Source organism: Mesorhizobium sp. M1406, assembly GCF_040317555.1.
GTDB lineage: Bacteria > Pseudomonadota > Alphaproteobacteria > Rhizobiales > Rhizobiaceae > Mesorhizobium.
In genome coordinates this window covers 83,282-100,037 of the sequence record NZ_JAMYKW010000011.1, presented here as the reverse complement: position 1 = coordinate 100,037, position 16,756 = coordinate 83,282, and the positions used below count along the sequence as shown (strand labels likewise).

General features: G+C 60.8%; 17 protein-coding genes. 12 read left to right on the top strand and 5 right to left on the bottom strand.

Translation table 11 applies throughout. The features are described 5' to 3' along the window. Complete coding sequence (locus NKH03_RS12620; RefSeq protein ID WP_502913511.1) at window positions 1-1,065, bottom strand: efflux RND transporter periplasmic adaptor subunit; 1,065 nt, start codon at window positions 1,063-1,065, stop codon at window positions 1-3. 129 nt (window positions 1,066-1,194) lie between these two features. Here NKH03_RS12620 and NKH03_RS12615 point away from each other — a divergent pair, with 129 nt between their 5' ends. From NKH03_RS12615 to NKH03_RS12580, 8 genes are all read left to right on the top strand, one after another. Further along, window positions 1,195-1,773 carry a TetR/AcrR family transcriptional regulator gene (locus NKH03_RS12615; protein ID WP_352968641.1) on the top strand — a complete coding sequence of 193 codons (579 nt, stop codon included), beginning with the start codon at window positions 1,195-1,197 and terminating at the stop codon, window positions 1,771-1,773. Window positions 1,774-1,819: 46 nt separating this feature from the next. Next, window positions 1,820-3,088, top strand: coding sequence for a beta-ketoacyl-ACP synthase II (gene fabF / locus NKH03_RS12610; RefSeq protein WP_352968598.1), 1,269 nt, complete (start codon window positions 1,820-1,822; stop codon window positions 3,086-3,088). A 178-nt stretch (window positions 3,089-3,266) separates the two neighbouring features. Continuing rightward, window positions 3,267-4,259: a cell division protein FtsZ gene (gene ftsZ, locus NKH03_RS12605; protein ID WP_352968597.1), complete on the top strand. Its 993-nt coding sequence runs from the start codon at window positions 3,267-3,269 to the stop codon at window positions 4,257-4,259. A gap of 128 nt (window positions 4,260-4,387) precedes the next feature. Next, entirely contained in the window at window positions 4,388-5,248 is an 861-nt protein-coding gene (locus NKH03_RS12600; protein ID WP_352968596.1) for an alpha/beta fold hydrolase, read from the top strand. 157 nt (window positions 5,249-5,405) lie between these two features. Beyond that, the gene (locus NKH03_RS12595; RefSeq protein WP_352968595.1) at window positions 5,406-5,975 is read left to right on the top strand and encodes a TetR/AcrR family transcriptional regulator; all 570 of its coding nucleotides are present in this window, start codon (window positions 5,406-5,408) and stop codon (window positions 5,973-5,975) included. Window positions 5,976-6,024: 49 nt separating this feature from the next. Next, window positions 6,025-6,999 carry an oxidoreductase gene (locus NKH03_RS12590; protein WP_352968594.1) on the top strand — a complete coding sequence of 325 codons (975 nt, stop codon included), beginning with the start codon at window positions 6,025-6,027 and terminating at the stop codon, window positions 6,997-6,999. A gap of 57 nt (window positions 7,000-7,056) precedes the next feature. Then, on the top strand, window positions 7,057-7,407 hold the full coding sequence (locus tag NKH03_RS12585; RefSeq protein ID WP_352868753.1) for an MbcA/ParS/Xre antitoxin family protein: 351 nt from the start codon (window positions 7,057-7,059) through the stop codon (window positions 7,405-7,407). Window positions 7,408-7,415: 8 nt separating this feature from the next. Further along, window positions 7,416-7,913, top strand: a complete 498-nt coding sequence (locus tag NKH03_RS12580; protein WP_352968593.1) for an RES family NAD+ phosphorylase — start codon at window positions 7,416-7,418, stop codon at window positions 7,911-7,913. A gap of 299 nt (window positions 7,914-8,212) precedes the next feature. Here NKH03_RS12580 and NKH03_RS12570 read toward each other — a convergent pair whose 3' ends face one another. The 3 genes from NKH03_RS12570 to NKH03_RS12560 are packed head-to-tail and all read right to left on the bottom strand — an operon-like array spanning window position 8,213 to window position 12,510. Beyond that, window positions 8,213-9,430 carry an efflux RND transporter periplasmic adaptor subunit gene (locus NKH03_RS12570; protein WP_352968592.1) on the bottom strand — a complete coding sequence of 406 codons (1,218 nt, stop codon included), beginning with the start codon at window positions 9,428-9,430 and terminating at the stop codon, window positions 8,213-8,215. A 3-nt stretch (window positions 9,431-9,433) separates the two neighbouring features. After that, complete coding sequence (locus NKH03_RS12565; RefSeq protein WP_352968591.1) at window positions 9,434-11,797, bottom strand: ABC transporter permease; 2,364 nt, start codon at window positions 11,795-11,797, stop codon at window positions 9,434-9,436. Window positions 11,798-11,802: 5 nt separating this feature from the next. Then, entirely contained in the window at window positions 11,803-12,510 is a 708-nt protein-coding gene (locus NKH03_RS12560) for an ABC transporter ATP-binding protein (protein WP_352868763.1), read from the bottom strand. A gap of 309 nt (window positions 12,511-12,819) precedes the next feature. Here NKH03_RS12560 and NKH03_RS12555 point away from each other — a divergent pair, with 309 nt between their 5' ends. The 4 genes from NKH03_RS12555 to NKH03_RS12540 all read left to right on the top strand — a co-directional run bounded on the left by NKH03_RS12555 (window position 12,820) and on the right by NKH03_RS12540 (window position 16,127). Beyond that, a complete protein-coding gene (locus tag NKH03_RS12555) occupies window positions 12,820-13,458 on the top strand; it encodes a CBS domain-containing protein (protein ID WP_352968590.1) in 639 nt (212 codons plus the stop codon). Between the two features lie 26 nt (window positions 13,459-13,484). After that, window positions 13,485-14,846, top strand: a complete 1,362-nt coding sequence (locus NKH03_RS12550; protein WP_352968589.1) for a glucoamylase family protein — start codon at window positions 13,485-13,487, stop codon at window positions 14,844-14,846. 352 nt (window positions 14,847-15,198) lie between these two features. Then, window positions 15,199-15,777 carry a hypothetical protein gene (locus tag NKH03_RS12545; protein ID WP_352868769.1) on the top strand — a complete coding sequence of 193 codons (579 nt, stop codon included), beginning with the start codon at window positions 15,199-15,201 and terminating at the stop codon, window positions 15,775-15,777. 2 nt (window positions 15,778-15,779) lie between these two features. After that, window positions 15,780-16,127 carry a hypothetical protein gene (locus NKH03_RS12540; RefSeq protein WP_352868772.1) on the top strand — a complete coding sequence of 116 codons (348 nt, stop codon included), beginning with the start codon at window positions 15,780-15,782 and terminating at the stop codon, window positions 16,125-16,127. Window positions 16,128-16,264: 137 nt separating this feature from the next. On the opposite strand, the gene NKH03_RS12535 is transcribed toward NKH03_RS12540, so the two are convergent. Next, window positions 16,265-16,711, bottom strand: coding sequence for a pyridoxamine 5'-phosphate oxidase family protein (locus tag NKH03_RS12535; RefSeq protein WP_352968588.1), 447 nt, complete (start codon window positions 16,709-16,711; stop codon window positions 16,265-16,267). Window positions 16,712-16,756: the final 45 nt, after the last annotated feature.

Here is a 16,756-nt window from a genome sequence, read left to right as displayed (position 1 = left end):
TCAGTTGCTCCCGCTTTCGGAAGCAGTCCTGACGCGGGCCCCCTCCTGCAGGAGATGAGCGCCGAGCGAGACAATGGGAACGTTGGAGTTCAATCCGGAGATCACAGCGGTTTCGCTGGTTACACGAACAAGCTGGACGGGCTGAAAGTGTACGGTTGAGGTGGCGCTGTCCAACACCCAAACGCCGGTCTTCTTGCCGTCGTCGAGCACTGCCCCCAGTGGCACCTGGACCTCTGGCTGTTTCACCTGGCTTGCGAGCCGAATGGTTACCGTCGCGCCAAGCGGTGCCGCGGCAGCCTCACCGTCGAGCACATAGCGCGCCTCATACGTGCGGGTCTGGGCATCGGCGGAGTCCGACAACTGCCGCAGATGCGCTGAGTAACGACGCTCATCGCCACCATACACGCTGGCCTCGGCCGCCGAGCCGATCGCCGGCCGAATGGTTTCGGGGAGCGCGACAATTGCTTCGCGCGGGCCTGCCTTGGCGGTCCGGATCACTGGCTGGCCGGCTGCGACGACCTGCCCCGGCTCGCCAAGCGTTTCAACCACCGTCCCATCCGCGTCCGCCAACAGGACTGCATAGGCCGCCTCGTTCTCGGCGACCCGTGCGTCGGCTTCGGCGGCGGCGAGTTGCGCTTGGGCTGTTTCCATCGCAGCCTTAGCCTGCTCGTAGCGCTGCGGTGTAATCCACCCACTGCCAAGCAAACTGGCGTATCGCCGTTCATCCGGCTGTGTCTGAGCGACTGTCGCGCGCGCTGCCGCGACGGCATTGCGTTTCGCCGAAAGCGCAAGGCGCAGATCGGTATCGTCAATCCGCATCAGCGGCTGACCGGCTTTAACTTCCTGACCGACATCCACCAACCGTTCCACGATCTTGCCTGGAACCCGAAAGCCGAGATTGCTCTGCACCCTCGCCGCGACGATGCCGGTGAAGCCACGTTCCGACCCGGTGACCGGCGCTGCCGACACAAGCCTGACGAATGGTGCTTCCTGCCTTGGATCGGTCACCAAAGAGGCTTCCTGCGCGGGAGTGGCAAGCGTGACGAATGCCGCCGCCCATGACATCGCCGTCAGGGTCGATCCCAATACGAAAACGGTTCTCTTTTTCACGCTCGTCGCCTCATCTCGAAATAGATTGCATTCGACCTCTATACCGATTATAGATTACGAACGCAATCAAAAAGGAGAGCGATGATGCGAGTGAGCCGAATTCAAGCCGCGGAAAACCGCGAGACCGTCATCAATGTGGCAAGCCGGCTTTTTCGCGAGCGCGGTTTTGACGGCATCGGCCTCAAGGATCTGATGAAGGGTGCGGGGCTGACGCAGGGCGCCTTTTACAAGCAATTCGCGTCAAAGGAGGACTTGGCAGCCCAGGCGTCCAGGCGGGCGATGGAGAGCGCCACCCACAGGTGGTCGGCCGCAACCGCGGCAAACCCTGAGAATCCGCTCGACGCAGTGATCTCATTCTATCTCAGTATGGACCATCGCGGAGAAAGGATGGACGGCTGCCCGGTCGTTGCGCTCGGCTCGGATGCTGCCAGACAGGGCGCCGAGGTGAAGGCGTCATTCGAGGCCGGAATCAGGGAATACCTCGAGATGCTCGGCCCTTGGGTTGGCGAGGCCGACGACGAAAAACCCGGCGATAAGGCCATGGCCATTCTCTCGACAATGGTCGGTGCCGTGCTCCTCTCGCGGGTCGTCAACGACCCCGACCTCGCGCAGGCCTTTCTGAATGCGGCAACCGATCAGGTTCGCGAAGCAGTCGCCGCTTGAACGGCGGCGGCAGCGCTGCCCGCGCACCCAAGTGACAGGAGAATCGATGCGACGGATTGTTGTTACAGGCATAGGGGCGGTCACGCCCCTTGCCGCCAATGTCGAAGCGTCATGGTCGCGGCTGCTGGCCGGTCGCTCGGGCATCCGTAGGCTTTCGGACGACGTCGTGGGAGACCTGCCGGCGAAGATCGGCGGCGTGGTTCCCTCCTTGGAAGAAGACCCCGACGCCGGCTTCGATCCTGACGGCATCCTGTCCGCGAAGGACCAGCGCAAGGTAGATCGATTCATTCTCTTTGCGCTGGCAGCGGCGGAAGAGGCGCTTGCGCAGGCGAAATGGAAGCTTGCCTTGGAAGCGGATCGCATGCGCACAGCAACGGTCATCGCTTCAGGGATCGGCGGCTTCCCCGCCATCACCGAGGCGGTGCGCACAGTCGACCTGCGTGGCGCCCGCCGCCTGTCGCCCTTTACGGTGCCATCCTTCCTGGTGAACCTCGCGGCGGGCCACATCTCGATCCGTCATGGCTTCAAAGGTCCATTGGGCGCGCCGGTCACGGCGTGCGCGGCCGGCATCCAGGCGATCGGCGATGCGGCTCGTCTCATCCGCGCGAATGAAGCCGACATCGCCGTATGCGGCGGAACCGAGGCATGCATGAATGTCGTCGGCCTCGGTGGTTTTGCAGCGGCACGCTCTCTTTCGACCTCCTTTAATCACCGTCCTGATCAAGCCTCTCGTCCGTTCGACGTATCGCGGGACGGCTTCGTCATGGGTGAAGGGGCCGGTGTCCTGGTCATCGAGGAATTGAGCCATGCGCTTGCGCGCGGCGCCAAGCCGCTCGCCGAGCTCGTCGGCTATGGCACGACGGCGGATGCGCATCATGTCACCTCCGGTCCCGAGGATGGCGATGGCGCGCGCCGTGCCATGGAGATCGCGATTGCGCAAGCAGGGATTTCGCCGCGCGAGGTTCGTCATCTCAATGCGCATGCGACCTCCACGCCAGTCGGCGACCTGGGTGAGATCGAAGCGATCAAGAGCGTATTCGGGCGCGATTTCGCGATAGCTGTCAGCGCAACGAAATCGGCGACCGGACATCTGCTGGGCGCGGCCGGCGGGCTTGGTGCCATCTTCTCGATCCTGGCGATCAGGGACCAGGTGGCACCGCCGACACTCAATTTGAGCGCGCCCGATCCGGCCGCCGACGGCATCGATTTCGTCGCGAACGAGGCCCGACCAATGGAGATAGACTACGCGATCTGCAATGGCTTCGGCTTTGGCGGTGTGAACGCCAGCGCCTTGTTCAGGCGCTGGACGGGATGATCCGACCGGCGCGAGCACCGGAGCGACCGGTGATTGAAAACTTTACCGCTGACCGCTTGGCAATCCGGCCGCTTGCGCTCGCGGCCCTATTCCCTGCCGGAAACGGAAGTTTCCGGGATTCGTATGTTCCGTGCATCCCCGGCAAGGCTGATGGGCGTGCATCTTATGGAGATTCGCGATGACTGCCATCCCCAACATCATTGAGCTGAAGCCAAGGATCACCGTGATCGGCGTGGGCGGAGGCGGCGGAAACGCCGTCAACAACATGATCCTTCAGAATCTCGAGGGCGCGGAATTCGTCGTTGCGAACACCGATGCCCAGGCGCTTGCCATGTCGAAGGCATCGCGCCTAATCCAGTTGGGCGCCAACACGACAGCGGGATTGGGAGCCGGCTCCCTCCCCGAAGTCGGCCAGGCGGCCGCTGAGGAATCGATCGATGAGATCATGGACCATCTTGCCGGCACCCATATGTGTTTCGTGACGGCGGGCATGGGAGGCGGAACTGGAACCGGGGCGGCACCCGTCATTGCCCATGCCGCACGTCGGGCCGGCATTCTCACCGTGGGTGTCGTCACCAAGCCGTTCGTCTTCGAGGGCGGGCACCGGATGCGGGCGGCGGAACAAGGTATCGAGCGCCTCCGCGAGTGCGCGGACACGGTTATCGTCATCCCGAACCAGAACCTTTTCCGGGTCGCCGATGCGAAGACGACCTTCGCGGACGCCTTCGCCATGGCGGATCGCATTCTCTATGCGGGAGTAGGCTGCGTCACCGACGTGATCGTCAAGGAAGGGTTGATCAATCTCGACTTCGCCGACGTGAGAGCTGTGATGCGCGATATGGGGCGCGCCGTGATGGGCACCGGCGAGGCGACCGGATTGAACCGCGCAAAGATCGCCGCGGAAGCCGCGATCGCAAATCCGCTTCTCGATGAAGCGTCGATGCGAGGTGCAAGAGGCGTCCTTGTCTCGATTTCCGGCGGACCAGATATGACGCTGTTCGAAGTGGACGAGGCGGCGACCCGCATCCGTGAGGAAGTCGACGCAGACGCCGACATCATCGTCGGCGCCACATTCGACGACGCACTCCAAGGAAAGTTCAGGGTGTCCGTCGTTGCGACCGGGCTCCGGCAGACGGCAGAGGTGATCGAATTCGGGCGGAAGTTCGCATGAAGGCGACATTAGACGCCATCGTACCGGCTCGCCACGGCTCGCACTTTCATCGACGCCGACAAAAGTTGGGCGAAGATCGCCCAGGGCCCATTCGAGAAATCCTCCAATAAAATAAAAGAGAGAGATAAATGCTAACCTCCTCGTCCATAATCGAACCAAGCCTCTTGCAAATATCGGACACGCTCAGTCTGCGTTATGAAAAGACCGGCAATGGGCCGCCATTGGTCCTTATGCATACGATCCGCACACAGCTCGAGTACTTTCGCGATTTGGCGCCCCTGCTCGCCGAGTCTTACACGGTGTATGCCATCGATCTCCCTGGACACGGTCATTCGCCGATCGACCCACTCGCGCGCTTCGATGAGCCGTATTTCAGGCAGAGCGTCATCGGCTTCATCGAGAAGCTGAACCTCACCGGCGTCACACTTGTGGGCGAATCGATCGGGGGTGCATTGGCTCTCACGGTCGCGGCCGCAATTCCGCAGCGGGTCGAGCGCGTCTTCGCCAGCAATCCTTACGACTACGAAACCCGTTACGGAGATGGGCTCCGACGTGGCAACTGGTTCGCGAATTTCATCATCGGAAGTTTGCAAGTCCCAGTTCTGGGCCCATTCAATGCGTGGATGGAAAACAAGATCGTGCTCGGGAAAATAATGGGCGGCGGATATCACGATCCGCGTAAACTTCCTTCCGACCTTCTGGCCGAGTTCGGCCGGGTGGCGCAGCGCCCTGGATACAGGCGCATCGCGCGCAAGGTGCTGGCAGGGTGGCGATCCTGGAGCAAGGCGCGGGACCAGTATCGGCTCGTCTCAGCGCCCGTGACGCTGATCTATGGCGATGGCGACTGGTCGCGCCCGAACGAAAGGGAGCGAACCCGGGCACTGCTCCCTGACGCGCGACTGTTTACGCTCAAGAATACTGGACACTTTTCAGCAGTCGAAAATCCATCGGAGCTAGCGTGCATCATACTGGGGACCGGCGCCCTTTGAGCCGTTCCAGCCGAGTGGTCATGCCCTTGGACATAGGGTCCGCTCCGTGTCGCCATTCGCAGTCTCTACCTCATCTGGCTCATGAAGGGTTGACCAGTCTCATGCCATCCCCCTATATAGTTGAGTATCTACTCACTCAATATCGCTAGACGGAAATATGGCGCGTCCCCTCAGTGAAGAAAAGCGACAGGCACTGCTCGATGCAGCGGCCGAGTTCGTGGCCTGCCTGGGCACAGGCGCGTCCACGGCCAAGATCGCAAAGGCGGCTGGCGTTTCCGAGGGGACGCTGTTCACTTACTTTCCAACCAAGGACGATCTGCTCAACCAGCTCTTTCTCGAGATCGAGGCCAACTTCACAGAGACGATGCTGGCCCCATATCCGGCGGACTCCTCCGCCAAAGACCGACTATTCGCGGTTTGGAACCGTCTGATCGACTGGGGACTGGGTCACGCCACAGCGCGCAAGGCCCTTCGCCAGTTGAAGGTGTCGGATCGCGTCACAGCGGAAAGCCGGAACCGGTGCCACGCCATGCTGCGGGATGCGCGGACGATGGTGGAGGAATGTCTCGCCGGCCATGCCGCGCCTGACAGGATCGCCTTCTACATCGATACCATTCTCTTCGACTTGGCCGACATAAGCATCAACGCGGTCACGGCCAGACCCCAGGAAAGTGACGCCATCCGGCAGGCCGGGTTCGACCTGTTCTGGAAGGGGTCCGCCGCCTGAGTTTTAACTGATAAATGAGCATGTAGGCACTCACACATAAGGATCGAAAATGTCGAATAGTAAGGGTTTTACCGAAGCCGACGTCCCCAAACAGACGGGAAAAAGCTTCATCGTCACAGGCGCCAACGCCGGCGTCGGGTTCGAAATCGCGCGGGTGCTTGCCGCCAGTGGCGCGCGCGTCCTGCTTGGCTGCCGCGAGCAGACCAGGGCGCTGGATGCCATCGCGCGGATCAAGCGGATCACGCCGAACGCCGATCTCGTCTGGTTGCCGCTCGACCTCGGTGACCTCGACAGTGTTCGCGCCGCAGCCGAGATCGCCGCGAAGGAGCCACGGATCGATGCGCTCATCAACAATGCCGGGATCATGAACCCGCCGCTGACGCGCACGAAGCAGGGGTTCGAATCGCAGTTCGGCGTCAATCATCTCGGCGTGTTCGCGCTCACCTCGCTGCTCCTGCCTAAACTTGCGGAGACCCGGGGAGCGCGGGTGATCGTGACCTCCAGCGTCGCGCATCTGAAGGCCAAGATCGACTGGGACGACCTCAACGCCGACAAGAGCTACATCAAGAACGATCGCTACGGCGCCAGCAAGCTGGCGAGCGCGCTGTTCTTCTTCGAACTGGATCGCCGCCTGCGCGCGGCGAAGTCGCCCGTCACTGCAATCGGCGTTCACCCTGGCATCGCCAGCACAAGTCTTGGCCGTCACATGGGATTTGTCCAGATCGCAGGCCCAATCGTCGGCCTGTTGCTCAACAGCGCCGACAAGGGCGCGTGGCCGGCACTTCTGGGTGCGACCGGCAAGGTGAAGCCCGGAGGCTATTACGGTCCCACCGGCTTTGGCGGAATCCGCGGTGTAGCCGGCGAGGCAAAGCGCGCGCCGCATGCCGAAGATCCCGCGCTCGCGAAGCGGCTCTGGGACGTCTCCATCGCCATGACCGGCATTGATCCAGGCTTGCGGCTCACACCCAATTCGCCGTCGCCAGCTGCGGCATCGAGCATATCGACAACATCATGCTCCCATTGAATGCCGCCAGATTTGACGCTATATCGTGTCATAATATGCGTCGATAGGAAGCAGCTGATGGGCTTAATTCAATATTCCGACAACGGGTTTTTCGTGCCGCGCAAGATCGCGGAGGCTCTGCGAACGACCAGCGAGGAAGTTGCGAAGACTGCCGGGCTTGGCAAGGACGCCGTCCAGCGCAAGGACCGCGTTCGGTCGGACAAAACCCAGCGCCGGCTGCGCGAAATGGTGGAGATCGTAAATAAGGTCGAGCCGCGCCTCGGCTCGGCTCTGATGGCCTATGCATGGTATCGATCCGAACCGTTGCCCGGCTTCTCCGGGCAGACGGCCATGCAACTGGTTCGTAGCGGTCGGGCTGACGAGGTGCTCGACTATATCGACGCCGTCGATGCCGGCATCCACGCCTGACCCGGTGAATGCGGTATCGAGGCAAGCTCTATCGGGCGCTAAACCCCATTTACGCGCGCGCGCCGCTTTCGGGTCGCGGTGCTGAGCTTTACGGCGGTCGGTTCAATCCGAAGGGTACTCCCGCACTCTATACATCCCTCTCCGTGCTGACCGCGCTGCGGGAAGCAAATCAGGTCGGCAATTTGCAGCCGACCACGCTAGTCTCCTACGACGCAGACATCGAGCAGATATTCGACAGCCGGGACGAACAGGTGCTTCTGGCCGAGAGTGTTGATGCCGGCGCGCTTGCTGATCGCTCCTGGCGCGACCAGATGAAGGCGACCGGTGAGGCAGTGACGCAGGCATTTGCCCGAAGACTGATCGGCCTTGGCTATCACGGATTGCTCGTCAGGAGTTTTGCGCTGGGCGCGACCGCGGACGATGTCAATCTCGTGCTCTGGACGTGGGGAGATGCCCCGCCCTCTCGCCTGACTCTTATCGACGATGAGGGTCGGTTGTCGCGGTGAGCTGGTACGGCGGCCCGCAAGATCGGTCTCCTCGGCGGCATTCTCACCTGTGCAGTGGAGCTCGGGATCATCGAGCGGCACCCCGTGCATGGCGTTCGCACCGAAGGACAGCGTCAACGCCCGCCGTCTCAGCGAACAGGAGTATCGCACGCTCGGCGACATTCCAAGGCGGTCGACGACGGACAAGGCTTGCGGAAAGAACGAACTCCTGCCGTTGTCGGCACAAGAATTAGTCTGAACGGCTTTCGAAAATCCGGCCGAAGATATGCCTGAGAGTTACGCCAATGTTGGCGTTCAGCCTAATGTACACCTCGCTCCGCTACGGACACGCCGTCCATGACTCTATCACTCGGATGCAGCACCACGCGATCGCCTGCGACAATGCCTGACAGAACCTCCGCTGTCCGGTTGTTTCGCTGACCGATCTTAATGATGGTCGCCCTTGCACGGCCGTCCCTGACCGCGAACACCGCCCAGTCATCCCCCAGTCGGAACAGGGCGCCCACCGGCACGGTCAGGACGCCATCGGCTTTCCAAATCGTGACATGCGCGATCACCCGATAATCATGTCCTAGCGCCGACCATTTCGCGGGAGGGTCGGTGAAGTCGATGGTCGTGCGGACGCGTTGTTCCTCGATGCCAAGTGCGGAAACCTTGGTGAACCCGGCTGGATCGACTCGTTCGACGCGACCCTGGACCGCCGGCCCACCCCAGTTGTCTATCCAGACGGGTGCGCCAGGCTTGATCCGGACCGCATCGGTCGACAGCAGGTCCGCGACGATTTCGAGATCGAGTGGATCGCCGATTTCGATCAGGGGTGCACCAGCCTGGACGGCTCCTTCGCTCTCCTGGATGATGTTCAGCACGCTGCCGGTTACGGGAGCGCGCAACTGTATGCAGCAGGCCGGATCCGGCTCTGGCGCGGCGTCGGACTGTTCACCAAGCCGGGCTGCAACGCTGTCACGCTCGTTGCGGCGAACCTCCAGTTGAGCCTTCGCACTGGCCAGCGCTGCGTCATTGGCTTCGACGTCGAACTTGGCTCCGTCGAGGGCCTTGATAGAGATTGCCTCGGTGCGCGCAAGCGCTTCGGCCCGCCCGAGCTCCGTTCGCGAAAATACAAGTCCGGCCTTGATCCGGGCTATTTCGGCAGCTGCAAGATTTATCGCGGCATCGGCCGCAGCCAGCGCCGCCCGCAGTTCTTCATGCGTGCGTGCATCGTGAAGGCTCGGCAACGTCGGTTGCATCACCGCCATGACCGTTTCGTCCTTGGTGACGTGGTCTCCGATGTGGCGGGGTGGAGAGATCCGTAGGACCTTGCCGGCGATCGGGGCTGACACTGTATAGACGTGACGTACGCGCGTTTTCGCTTCGTCGTCGATCGTGACTTCCATGGGACCTTTCGTCAGCGTTGCCAGATCCACTGCAATCGGCCGCGGCCATGCGAACCAGACGGCGCCGGCGCCCAAGATGGTCAACGCTGCAATGCCCAACGTTCGCTTCATCCAGATCGTGTGCATGGTTCAATCCCGTGTTTTGAGAACGCTGACAAGGTCCAGCTCGTTGAGCCTTCGGCGAACGACGAGCGCGGAAAGCACGGCCGCGGCGATCACGATCGCGCTGGCGAAGACGTAGGTGGACTGCTCAACGATCAGGCGTACCCGCATCAGCTCGCCGGCCAGGTTCTTCTGCATGATCCAGGCAAGACCATAGCCAATGAGCCATCCAGGCGGCTGCGCGATCAATGTGAGCAGGGCGAGTTCCAACAGGAGGATGCGCAACACTTCACCCCGGGTGAAGCCAAGGACGCGCAAGCTGGCCAACTCCCGCGCCCGTTCGGAAAGCGAGATACGTGCGCTGTTGTAGACGACACCGAACGCGATGACGGCAGCCAGCCCGGTGTAGATGCTGGCCATTGTCGTGATCAGAAGGGCAACCAGCTTGCGGAAATTCGCAAGCGACACACGCTGCAGAGCCAGGCCGCCGACAATCGGCAGGTTCTTGATGGCGGCATAGAACGTTTCCCGGCTGTTCTGGTCGAGGCTGACATTGATGCTGTTCACCGACGGCGCTTCGCGCATCAGGCGCGCGAGCGTCTCTGAATCCATCATCCCGCGGATGCCGAAGTAATCTTCGACCATGGCTGCCACAGGAACGACAACGGTCCGCCGCGTTCCTTCGAGGAGGTCGACTTCGACGGAATCGCCGACCCTCACACCGAGAATCTTGGCAAGCATGCTTGAAATCGCCAGGCCCGCTTCCGGCAGGACGACCGGCTGCAGGTCGACATCGATGATCCGGTTGAGATCGGCGTCACGCGGCCTGCCGCTGATCATGATCCGGCGCTCGATGTTTCCGCTCCTGATGCGGACCGGCACTTCGCGGTAGGGCTCGGCAGCGAGGACGCCCGGAAGCCGCGCGATCTGCAGGACGACGTTCAGCGGGCGTTTTTCCACGAAGCTCACGGTTGCGTCCTGGCGGTCGGCCAGGAAATACGTCACATCGATCAACTCCTCCATCGCATCGCCGGTGAAAAGTGAAACAATCAGGATGGCTGTCGCCAGTGCAATTCCAAGCGTCGTGAACAATGACCTGACTGGATGGCGAGTGATGTTGCGCAACATCATCGTGGTCGGTTGCGACATGAACCTGTCGACGCCGGAGCTCGCCGGCAGGAGTCGCCGATAGCGCGGAGGCGCCGGCGCCTGCATCGCTACGGCAGGCGCCAATCGCACGACCTCGCGAAGCGCGCGCACCGCCCCGATGATCGCCGCTACGAGGCTGAGCGCGGCGGCAATGACGTAAAGGTCCGGGCTCTTGGTGAAGACGAGGAACGGAAAATGGAAAAAGTCGCCGAACAGACTGGTGATGCGCATCCCCAGCCAAGTGCCCGCCGCGCTGCCCATCACAATGCCGATCATCACGATAACGACGACGAATTTGAGGTAGTGCATGACGATGCCGGCATTGTTGTATCCCAGCGCCTTCATCAGCCCGATCTGCTCGCGCTCCAGCACAACGAGCCGGCTGAGGGTGAGATTGACCAGAAATGACGACACCAGAAGGAAGATCGGTGGCAGCGTCCGGCTCATATTGTTGAGCATATCGAGTTCGTGGTTCAGCCAGGCGTGCGAAGTCTGGTCCTTCCGGCCATAGGCCGCTCGGCCACCATAGCGCTCGAGCATCGCGTCGAGGCGCATCATGACCTCGCTCTCGGATGCGCCCCGCAGCAACTTCAACGAAACCGAGGAGAACGCATCATCGAGGTCATAGGCGCTGGCGAGCGCTTTTTCCGACATCCAGATGAGGCCGAAGCGGCGGTCGTCCGGCATGATGTCGCCTGGCCCGACCGCGTAGATAAACTCGGGAGACAGCGCGATCCCGACAATCGTCAATTCGCGCTTTCGGCCGTTCAATATTGCCGAGAAGCGGGCCCCGGGCTGAAAGCCATGGGACAAGGCAAAGCCTTCGTTGACGACCACCTCTTCGGCTCGTCCAGGCTCCGGCATGCGACCAACACGCATGTAGAGCAGGTTGAGCGAAGCCTCACCGATCTCCGGCAGGGAGATGACTTCACCCGTGGCCGGCTCCAGATAGTCTGGTATGTCAAGCAGCACGAGCTTGGCTATCCGCGCGTCGACCGAAGCAACCCCGGGAATCTCGGCAATCTGGTCGACAAGCGTCCTTGGCGCGCGGCTCACCGTGGCAAAGACGTCAGCAAACCGGTAGCGTTCGTAGTATGCGGTGCGCGTCTCGTCGAGAGAACGGTAGGAGCCGACCGCGAGAATGAGCGTCGCCACGCCTCCGGCAATGACGAGCGCAATCGCCAGCGCCTGCGCCCAGAGCCGGCCGAAATCGCGAAGAAGCTTGATGTCCAGCGCGCGCATCCGGATCACCAGACAAGCTCGGCGGCAGTCCGGCGCACCTCGTTCTTGGCAATTCTGGAGATTTGGCCATCGGCAAAAAACAGCACACGGTCGGCGACATCCTGGATGCTGGCGTTATGCGTGATGATAAGTGTCGTGGTGCCAAGCTGCGCATTGATGCTGAGCAATGCCTCGATCACCCGGATGCCCGTTTTGGAATCCAGCGCGCCGGTCGGCTCGTCGCAGAGCAAGACATCGGGACGCTTGGCGATGGCGCGGGCAATGGCCACCCGCTGCTGCTCGCCACCGGAGAGCTGAGCCGGGAAATGGTGCATCCTCGGTTCAAGTCCAACCAGCGCCAGGGCCTCGTCCGGGCGCATCGGATGATCGGAAATCTCCGTGACCAGGGCGACGTTCTCATAAGCAGTCAGGCTGGGGATCAGATTGTAGAACTGAAAAACAAACCCAATGTGCTGCCGTCGATAGGCAGTCAGCCCCCGATCGTCGAGGTTGGTTAGCTCCTGGTCCCTGAAGAACAACTGTCCGCTCGTGGCATGGTCAAGCCCGCCCATGATATTGAGCAGGGTCGATTTCCCGCTGCCCGACGGGCCAAGCAGGACGACCATCTCTCCCGCCGAAATCTCTAGGTCCAGCTTACGCAACGCAAGCACCTGCGTCTCACCCGAGGTGTAGGTTTTGGTCAGCGCTCTTGCGGTGAAGATGGTGTCAGCCATGGCTGCTGGGAATCGGATGTTCGAGGCATTTGTCGCGTCGGCGCTGAGATGAATCCGCGGGTCGCCGTGCCACAGTCACCCGACGAGGTGCGCGCGACATTGATCCAAATCAAAACAGGGATTCGAAGGCCGTGACGTGTGTCGGCACCCCAATCGAAAAGTATTGGAAGTGACGGTTCAAGTCGCCCGAACACGTTGATTCTGGACCGGTATTGATTTGCCTCAAAAAAGAAAGGGGGCGGCTACGCTACGATATCACGAATTGGCGCTCGGCGCCCGTTCACTCGAACTAAACTGGGATGAAGGCGGATGAAAGCAAAGGATGTAATGACTGCAAACGTCGTTACGGTGTCGCCTGACCACAGCGTAAGACACGCAGCACGGATCATGCTGGATCATCGCATCAGCGGCATGCCGGTCCTCGACGATGACAGCCGCCTGGTTGGGATTGTGAGCGAAGGCGATTTCCTGCTCAGGTCGGAACTCGGTGCCGCGGCGCCAAGCGAGGCGCGTGGCTATGTGAAGAGCCACAGCTGGAAAGTGGCGGATCTGATGACTCCGGATGTCGTCGCGGCCGAGGAGGAAACCCCGATAGAGCGAATTGCCGCGCTGATGCGGGAGCACGGCATCAAGCGCATTCCGGTCATGAGGGGGCGGCGCCTGGTCGGCGTTGTCAGCCGTGCCGATCTTTTGCGCGTCGTCATTGCGGCGAAATTCCACGATGATACCGCGGCAGGTGACGATGCGATCCGGCGCAGCATTCTTACGCGGTTGCAAAAGGACGCAGGCTTCAAAGGAGACGCGATAACCATTACGGTCAGCGATGGTCTGGTGCATTTTTCGGGAATGGTCTCATCGCAGAATGAACGGGACGCTGTCCGCGTGGTTGCCGAAGGCGTCAGGGGCGTCAAAGGTGTGTTCGACCACCTGTACCTGGCCCATCCGTGAACAGCGGGCCGGGAAGGTATATAGCGATGCGATCGCATCCTCCCGAAGCCCATCATCTAGTAAACAACTCTGCCATACAAGACGATCTGGCGACCCTGCAGCGCGAGACATTCGACTATTTCATTCATGAAGCGAACCCCGCCAACGGTCTCATTCTGGACAAGACCGAAGCGAATTGGCCCGCAAGCATCGCTGCCACCGGTCTTGCGCTGGCGTGCTACCCAGTGGGAGTCGAGCGCGGATTCATGACGCGAAGCGCGGCCGCGGAACGCACTTTGACAACATTGCGCTTCTTCTGGAACAGTCCGCAAGGACCGGAGCCGGACGCCACTGGATATCGCGGCTTCTACTATCACTTCCTGGACATGCAAACCGGCCGGCGAGCCTGGCAATGCGAGCTGTCGACGATCGACAGCACATTCCTGCTGGCGGGCGCGCTGGCTGCCGGGGAGTATTTCGACGCCGACACCGAGGCGGAAGCCGAAATCCGCACCTTGGCGGAGGTGCTCTATCACCGAGCCGACTGGCGCTGGGCGCAGGATGGGGGAGAGACCGTCACCCATGGTTGGACACCCGAGCACGGATTCCTGAAGTATCGCTGGGAAGGTTATGACGAAGCGCTCCTGCTCTATGTCCTGGGGCTAGGTTCGCCGACACACCCCTTGCCCTGGAGCAGCTACACGGCCTGGACCTCGACCTTCAGATGGGAGCACTGTTACGGCTACGACTATCTCTATGCGGGACCGCTGTTCATCCATCAGCTCTCGCACGTATGGATCGATCTTCGGGGCTTGCAGGATGCTTTCATGCGCAGCAAGGGAAGCGACTATTTCGAGAACAGCCGACGCGCCACCTTCGTCCATCAACGTTACGCAGTCGAAAATCCGCGTGGATTCGAGGGTTATGGCGAACACTGCTGGGGCATCACCGCAAGCGAGGGTCCTGGCCCTTCCACGCTCAAGCTGAACGGCATCGAGCGCCGGTTCGAAGGCTATGTCGGGCGGGGGGTCCCGTATGGTCCCGACGATGGCACGCTCGCTCCGTGGTCCGTCGCCGCCTCCTTGCCGTTTGCTCCCGAAATCGTCCGACCGGCGATCAGCTTCTGTATCCACCAGGCCAAGCTCAAGGCCGCCAATGCCTATGGTTTCAAGGCGGCCTTCAATCCCACGCATCCGGGAACATCCGGAAACGCCTTTGGATGGTGGGTTTCGCCTTGGCATTTCGGCCTCAACGAAGGCCCCGTCGTTCTGATGATCGAGAACGAACGCAGTGGCCTGTTGTGGCGATTGATGCGCTCGTGCCCCTATATCCGAAGCGGTCTGCAACGGGCAGGGTTTGAAGGCGGCTGGCTGAGAGAGTTCGATCAGGAGTCGACGCCAAACGCTTAATCGGCATGGACTGAGTTCGCGTGGATGCGACCAAGGCTGAGAAATAGGCGAGCGTTACGTGGCGTTTCCTTTGGAAGAGCGTTCCCGAACAATTCGACGCTACTCTCGGCCAGCAAGCCGTCGAGGGAAATCGCATTCGACGGATGCGGAATGGGGCCCGTCCTCACGACCCTTTCAGCACCGGCCGCCAACAGCTGCGCGTAGGCGTCTTGGATTACGAAGCAGGGTAGTGGCAAGTTTGTTCAAATAAAGCTTCAAAATAATGTTATCGGATATCGCAAATTGATTTCGATCAAAGCGGAACGTCCCCATCGGCCTTTGATCAAAGCTTGTCAACGCAGGAGATGACGTCATGGAAATCTCTTTTCGTGATCTTATGACAGTATTCCACGGCATGGGATTTGGGGCGCTATTTATGCTAGCGTTTTCGGCAGCGCTTGCAGAACTCTATCGAATGTCTGCGCCTGGAGCCCCATCCATCCCAAGCGCCAGAGAACACAATCTGCTTTTGCTTTATCTCTCGGTAATGGTCATCCTTGCCTGGGGGGCGGTGCTGTCGGGTGCTTACATTGTGTATCCATGGTATCGAGCGGCGGTGCCCCCAGGGGTTACCGATCTGGCCGATTATCCAAAGTTCCTGCTCACCTCCAGCCCGAAAACATCCGCTTGGCATAGCTTGGGCATGGAGTGGAAGGAGCATGTGGCTTGGCTTGCGCCAATTGCAATGACCATGGTCGCCTATGTCTTCGCCAAATACGGACCGGCTTTGGCCAAGCAGAAGGAAATCCGTACGGCCGTCATCGGCTTCGCGGTCGTTGCCTTCGTTGCGACTGGGGTCGCGGGCGCTTTCGGAGCGTTTCTTAACAAATATGCTCCGGTTCGTGGTGGCGCGATGATCGAGATCATCGCCGGTGAACAGGAGGGCGAATAGTCATGGCCAATATCAAGACTATCAGGACTGACGAGATTCCCAACGGCCCAGGTGCGGCCGCCATCTTGGCCGCCGGAATTGGGTGTGCTGCGATGGGGATTTTCGCCCTGGGCGGGGATGCCTTTGCATCACTCAACCACTTCTTCACCTTCTACACGCCCACAGGTGCCCTATCCGGCGTCTCGACCAGCGCGGTCGTCGTCTGGCTAGTCGCCTGGTTTGTCCTTTCGCGCAGGTGGGCCGGGAAAAATGTGGAAATGGGAAAAGTAGTTTCTGTATCCTTCGCCTTGTTGGCGGTGGGCGTATTGCTGACCTTTCCGCCTGTCATGGACCTCATCCAGGGTAGGTAGAGAGAGAGAAAATTGCCTGAGCTCGGCGCGGGCTTGGTCCGTCACGTCGAAAGTGGGCCGGGCCCGCGCAATTCATGGCTTCCCCCGTGCCACCGGCCACACGCATCGCGTTCGCGATGCATAACAATGGAAACAGCCTATTCACTTGCTTCCCGGCCACTCACCTCTTCTATGAGGATCCGGAAGAAAACGTGCGGCAAGCTATCTGACACGGGAGGCATGACGGGCTTGAGCGCACCAGGCTCCCACCAGTCCACGTGCTTGCTCAACACTGACCACGCGTGATCGCGCTGAAGCTTGTGGCCGATCTGATCAGGCAGTTCTTCAAAGCGGCCGTCGACAATCACGCTTCTCCATCCGCGTCCCTGGGTGTGTTCGATGATCTGGACGCACACCACAGAGTTGGCCCGCAACCAGTCGATCTTCTTGCCCGACAAAGAGAATGCATAGAGGTGGTTGTCGGCATAGGCGTAGTTGAAGCAGACCACGTAGGGTTGTCCGTCCTTCGCGCATGCCAAGTGGCCGACGCGATTGGCTGCCAGCATTTTCGTGCATTCCAAAGTGGAGAGCGTGCGGATCAGCATCGATGCGACCCTCCTATTTTCTTACATTTCACATCTTGGCAGTTG